A 2,172-nucleotide genomic window follows, 5' to 3' on the forward strand; every position below is an offset into this window, starting at 1 on the left:
CCATCGCGCCGAGAGTACTGCGGGGTCAGCCCGTGGGAGGCCAGGGCGCCGCTGACCGGTGGACGGCACCGAGCCGTCATCGAGATTGAAGAAGGGGGAGGCCTCGCGGCCTCCCCCTTTTTTGCGTTACAGATGACATTCTCTAAGCAATTTAATCAATCCAATCATCCACCGGTGAATATAAACGTTCACCGTTCTGTGGCCGGTTCTCTGTTCTCAATGGACTAATATTTGCTTTAGCGCGCTGATGCGCTTGTCCTGTTTTATACGGGTTGTTTTATTGATTGTGACGGAAGGACTCACATGGCAGATGTTCATGAGCTGCTTGATACTTGGATTGCCAATGTCAAGGACGAGGAGCTCCTCGCTGAGCTCAACACAATGAAGGAGCAGGGTGACGAAGACGCCATCACCGACGCTTTCTTCCAAGATCTCGCCTTCGGTACCGCCGGTCTACGTGGCACTATCGGTGCAGGCACTAACCGTATGAATATTTATACGGTCGGTCGCGCGACGCAGGGATTCGCTGACTACCTCAATGCGACCTTCGAGCATCCGATGGTTGCCATCGCTCGCGATAGCCGCAATAAGGGTGAACTGTTCGTTAAGACGACGGCTGCCATTCTTGCGGCAAACGGCGTGACTGCTCTCGTGTATCCTAAGATTTCTCCCGTGCCGACGCTTTCCTGGGCCGTCCGTGACCTTAAGTGCTCCGGTGGCATTTGCATGACCGCTAGTCATAATCCAGCGCCTTATAACGGCTATAAGGCCTATGGCCCCGACGGCTGCCAGATCACCAGTGAGGCCGCCGATGCAATTTCTAGGGCTATCGCCGAGACCGATACGTTTACCGGCGTGAAGTCCATGGACTTTGATGAGGCTCTTGAGCAGGGTCTGGTTAATTGGATCGATGACTCGTGCCTCGAGCGTTATTATGACGCCGTTCTCGCCCGCGGCGTGACTAACCTTTCTGCCGAGGAGATTGCCGGCGCACCGCTTAAGCTCGTCTACACTCCGCTCAACGGCACCGGCCTCATTCCCGTCACGACGGTGCTCGAGCGCGCTGGCATCACCGATGTCACGGTTGTTCCCGAGCAGAAGGAGCCTAACGGCGATTTCCCGACCTGCCCGTATCCTAACCCCGAGATCCGTCAGGCCATGCAGAAGGGCATCGATCTCTGCGAGCAGGTTCACCCTGATCTGCTGCTTGCAACCGATCCCGACGCCGACCGTGTTGGCGTTGCCGTCAAGAATGGTGATGACTACCTGCTGCTGACTGGTAACGAGATGGGCGTCCTGCTGCTCGACTATATTTGCAAGACCCGTGCCGCCCGCGGCGAGGACCTCACCAAGAAGGTCGCGGTTACTACCATTGTTTCTTCCGCCATGGTCGATGCTTTGGCCGAGGAGTATGGCTTTGAGCTCCGTCGTTGCCTGACGGGCTTCAAGTACATCGGTGACATCATTACCTCGCTTTCCGATGCTGGCGAGGTCGATCGCTTTATCTTCGGTTTTGAGGAGAGCTACGGCTATCTGGCCGGCGACCACGTGCGCGACAAGGACGCGGTGAGCACTTCGCTTCTGATTTGCCAGATGGCGCAGTATTACAAGCTGCAAGGCAAGAACCTCGCCGACGCGATGCACGAGCTGTACGAGAAGTATGGCTACTATCACAACAAGACGATTTCGCTGAGCTATCCGGGTGCTGAGGGTGCGGCAAAGATGGCCGGTATCATGGCCGGTCTGCGCGAGAACCCGCCCGCGGAGCTCGCCGGTTCCAAGATCGAGGCCGTCGTGGATTACAACACCTGCGTGAACGGCCTGCCGAAGGCTAATGTCATTGAGTTCGATCTTGAGGGTGGCAATAAGGGTATTGTTCGTCCTTCCGGCACCGAGCCCAAGATTAAGCTGTACATCTTCGCTAAGGGCGCGGATGCCACCGAGGCAGATGCAGCACTTGACGCGATTGAGGAGTCCGGCCGCAAGCTGCTGGCCTAAGGCTTTGAAAGCCTATTTCTATAGATAGACAGAGGAGGGGATCTCGGAAACGAGGTCCCCTCTTTATTGCTGGCAAATACAGCTGAGAATCTCAAACTGTGTAGGAAATGTGTACGCCCAGATTCCCGCCCGCGGGGGCCCTCCGGTCTGGCAATATATCTCCTTGCCGCGCGG

At 56.5% G+C, this 2,172-nt stretch carries 2 protein-coding genes; both read left to right on the top strand.

What is annotated here, in order from left to right; all coding sequences use genetic code 11:
- On the top strand, positions 1-228 hold a 228-nt coding region (locus AB5758_RS09610), incomplete at its 5' end, for a hypothetical protein (RefSeq protein WP_368142023.1).
- Positions 229-303: 75 nt separating this feature from the next.
- Entirely contained in the window at positions 304-1,998 is a 1,695-nt protein-coding gene (locus AB5758_RS09615; RefSeq protein ID WP_368142024.1) for a phospho-sugar mutase, read from the top strand.
- The last annotated feature ends 174 nt before the right edge of the window (positions 1,999-2,172 follow it).

Origin of the sequence: Collinsella aerofaciens (assembly GCF_040926405.1) — a bacterium.
Classification (GTDB): Bacteria; Actinomycetota; Coriobacteriia; order Coriobacteriales; family Coriobacteriaceae; genus Collinsella.